The following is a 3,918-nucleotide window of genomic DNA, read 5'->3' on the forward strand; positions in this document are numbered from 1 at the left end:
CTGCCGGCCGCCGCACCGCGCGGGCGGTTCTTGCCGCAGATAAACGACGCGTATCCCGGTGGTTTTGCTTCGCCAGATAGCGATGCCGCGTGAGCGGCCTATGCGTTGCCTTCGGCAAATGCTTTGAGCGCATCGCCCGCGAGACGGTAACGCACCCATTCGCTTTGCGGATTCGCGCCGATCGACTTGTAGAAGCCGATGGCCGGCTCGTTCCAATCGAGCACGCTCCATTCGAAGCGGCCGCAGTCTGTCTCGCAGGCGATTTGCGCCAGATGGCGCAGCATCTGTTTGCCCGCGCCGCTGCCGCGCGACGCAGGCGACACGTACAGATCCTCCAGATAAAGCCCCTGCTTGCCGAGCCACGTCGAATACGAAAAGAAGTAGACGCAAAAGCCAACGGGCTCGCCGTCGATTTCGCAGATCAATGCTTTCGCGGGAACGCCCGCGGAAAACAGGCTGGTTTCAATGTCTTTGACGGTCGCGACGACTTCGTGCTCGGCTTTCTCATAGACCGCGAGTTCGGTGATGAAGCGAAGGATCAGCGCTGCGTCAGAGGCGGTGGCGGGGCGGATGTGGATGGTCAAGGTTGAGTGCTCGGTGAGTTTTGGATGGTGATTCCTGCGACGCTGGCGCGCACGAGCGCGCGCCAGCGTCGGATCAGACATATATCGTAGCGTTTCTCGCCGGGTCGTAGCCAGCGCGGCACACGCGCAGTCCTCCGACGATTGACGTACCCGCACGGTTTCGCGTACCTTCGGCACATGCGCTCTCACTCGTTTCCCCTTCTCGCCGTCACCACCGCGACGACCACCTTCACTGGCGGGTCGTCTGGAGGTTGCGCGCGCTAGACGCTGGAAACAGCGGAATCAGTCGCAAATCCAAGGGCCCCGCCGGAAACGGACGGGGCTTTTGGCGTTTCTGGACCCTCCGTTTGCGGCATTCATCGTGGTATTCGAAGCAACGGAGCATGACCATGAACGACGTCGATCATCGTGCACTCGGCAATAAACTCGACCTGTTCCATCAGCAGGAAGAAGGCCCCGGCATGGTCTTCTGGCATCCGCGCGGCTTTACGCTCTATCGCGTGCTCGAAGATTACGTGCGCGAGTGCATGCGTCGCGCGGGCTTTCGCGAGATACGTACGCCGCAGTTACTCGCGCGTTCGCTGTGGGAAAAGAGCGGCCATTGGGAAAAGTTCGGCGGCGCGATGTATTCGCTGGCCGATGCCGACGAGGGCCGCGCGCTCTGTCTGAAGCCGATGAGTTGCCCTTGCCATGTGCAGGTGTTCAACCAGCGCGTGCGTTCGTACCGCGACTTGCCGGTGCGGTATAGCGAATTCGGCGCGTGTCATCGCGACGAACTGTCGGGGTCGCTCGAAGGCTTGAAGCGCACGCGCGCGTTCGTCCAGGACGACGCGCACGTGTTTTGCGCGCCCGAGCATATCGAGGCGGAAGTGGGCCGCTTCTGTGCGCTGCTGCGGTCGATGTATGCGGACCTCGGCTTTGCGCAGTTCAAGGTTGCGCTGGCGTCGCGGCCCGCGCTGCGCGCCGGCGGCGACGCGACGTGGGATCGCGCGGAAGACGCACTGGCCAACGCCGCGCGAGCGGCTGGCCTCGGATTCGACGTGCTCGCCGGAAAAGGCACTTTTTACGGGCCAAAACTCGAATTCCATCTGATGAATGGCCGCGCGAGAAGCTGGCAATGCGGCACGATTCAGCTCGATTTCGTCCTGCCCGAGCGTCTCGATGCGGAGTATGTGAACGAGCGCAATGAGCGGGTGCGGCCAGTGATGATCCATCAAGCGGTGCTCGGCAGCATCGAGCGTTTCATAGCGATACTGCTCGAACATCGCGACGGATGGCTGCCGATGTGGCTTGCGCCTGAGCAGGTCGTGGTCGCAACGATCAGCGACGCGAATCTCGCTTATGCGAACGCGCTCGTGCAGGCACTCGACGACGCGGGTATTCGCGCGGTACTCGATGGCCGGCCAGAGCGGCTGGAAAAGAAGGTCGTCGATGCGCGCGAGAAGCGGGTGCCGGTTCTCGCCGCCGTGGGGCCGCGCGATGAACGGCATCGCACGCTCAGCGTTCGCGCGCGTGATGGGAGTCAATCGACGTTTGCGCTGGCGGAGGGTATCGAGTACCTGACGCGGATTGCACTGCCGCCGAAGGTGTCGGAAGGATGAGCGGATGTTGCTTTGGTTGGATGGGTCAGCCTGTGATCGATTGCGGTAAGTACAGACAGCGGCATAGCCGCCCTGGAATCCATCAATATGGAACGACGCTCGAACCGGTGTCGCGCGAAGGCGAGCGTCAATCCAGCGAAATCCGACTCCTATTGGTCCTGAACGGCGAGCACTGGGGCCCGTGCGCATCGGTATCGATTGCATTGGAATGGCGATTCGCCAATGCCGGTTCGGGAAAAAATGCGGCCCTTGGCAATGTGCGCTTTTGGCGAATTCTGCTTGCTGCGAATAGTGAGCCGATCGCGATTTCTATTGCACCGGGCTGCCGGCCACGATGGAAGCCATTAAGGCGCTCGAACCGGTTCCGCAGCGTCGGATCACCGGAACCGCCTGACACATTGACTGTCGATAAAGCACGCTACCCGTGCCTTTGGGGAGATATCAAATGGCTGCCACGCAATCAGGGGCATCGCCCCTTTCCAACGAGGAGGCTCGGCGCCAGTTGCGCCGCGCCGTCATCGCCAGCACGATTGGCACGACAATCGAATGGTATGACTTCTTTCTCTACAGCACGGTCACAGGTCTCGTGTTCGCCAAGCTGTTTTTCCCCGAATCGGATCCCGTCGTCGGTACACTCCAGGCTTTTCTGATCTACGCCGTTGGCTTTATCGCACGGCCGGTCGGCGCGGCGATTTTCGGCCACTATGGCGATCGCATCGGACGTAAAGCCACGCTGATCGTGACACTCTTGCTGATGGGGCTCGCGACGTTTGCCGTTGGTTTTGTTCCCACGTACGGAAGCATCGGCATTTGGGGTGCCATCGTGCTCACGCTGCTGCGGTTTGTTCAGGGCGTGGGCGTCGGCGGCGAGTGGGGCGGTTCGGTACTGATGTCGATGGAATGGGCACGTACCAACAAGCATCGCGGCTTCGTCGCGTCGTGGCCGCAGTTCGGCGTGCCTGCGGGACTGTTCGTCGCAAACCTCGTGGTGCTGATCACCAGCGAGGTTTCCGGCAGCGCATTTCTCACGTGGGGCTGGCGGGTGCCATTCTTCTTCAGCATCGTGCTGGTCGCGATTGGTTTTTATATCCGGTTGAATATTCTCGAGACGCCGATTTTCGCCAAGCTTGTTGCTGAGCGCAGGATCGAGAAAACACCGATGCTCGAAGTCCTGCGCCGTCAGCCGAAAGACATTCTTCTGTCGGCCTTTGCGCGGATGGCCGAACAGGCGCCCTTCTACATTTTCACGGCCTTTATCTTCGCCTACGGGGTGAGAACACTGGGCGTCACACGCGACCTGTTGCTCACGGCCGTGCTAGCCGCGGCGGTGCTGGAATTCGTCACCATTCCGCTGTTTGGTCACGTATCCGACCTGATCGGCCGGCGACGCATGTACATGATCGGCGCCGCCGCTGTCGGCGTCTTCGGCTTCCTGTTCTTTTTCATGGTGAATACGAGAAACCCGATGTGGATCTTCGCGGCCATCGTGCTTTCGCTGGTGCCGCACGCGATGATGTATGGTCCGCAAGCCGCGCTGATAGCCGAATCGTTTACGGGCCGGTTGCGTTACAGCGGTGCGTCGATGGGCTACCAGTTGGCGTCCATCATAGCTGGCGGCCCCGCACCGTTGATTGCTACCGCGCTGTTGGCGTACTTCCATTCGGGCTTTGCTGTGGCGGGTTATATTTTTGTGTGCGCGGTGATCAGTCTGGCCGCCGCCTCGCGTCTCGGCG

3 protein-coding genes are annotated in these 3,918 nt (G+C 61.1%); 2 read left to right on the forward strand and 1 reads right to left on the reverse strand.

All coding sequences use genetic code 11. The annotated features are described in order from the left end of the window. Positions 1–98 precede the first annotated feature (98 nt). Entirely contained in the window at positions 99–584 is a 486-nt protein-coding gene (locus VGH68_RS18760) for a GNAT family N-acetyltransferase (RefSeq protein ID WP_331605181.1), read from the reverse strand. A gap of 389 nt (positions 585–973) precedes the next feature. Between VGH68_RS18760 and thrS the strand changes: the two genes are divergently transcribed. Both thrS and VGH68_RS18770 read left to right on the forward strand, forming a co-directional pair. Next, positions 974–2,185 carry a threonine--tRNA ligase gene (gene thrS, locus VGH68_RS18765; RefSeq protein WP_331605182.1) on the forward strand — a complete coding sequence of 404 codons (1,212 nt, stop codon included), beginning with the start codon at positions 974–976 and terminating at the stop codon, positions 2,183–2,185. Positions 2,186–2,630: 445 nt separating this feature from the next. Further along, positions 2,631–3,918 (forward strand): MFS transporter (locus tag VGH68_RS18770; protein WP_331605184.1); only part of this gene is annotated, 1,288 nt, incomplete at its 3' end.

It is taken from the genome of Paraburkholderia sp. (assembly GCF_036488505.1).
In the GTDB taxonomy this organism is placed as follows: Bacteria; Pseudomonadota; Gammaproteobacteria; order Burkholderiales; family Burkholderiaceae; genus Paraburkholderia.

Coding starts and splice junctions, on each gene's coding strand:
- thrS (WP_331605182.1), top strand. CDS start 974: ATGAACGACGTCGATCATCGTGCACTCGGCAATAAACTCGACCTGTTC.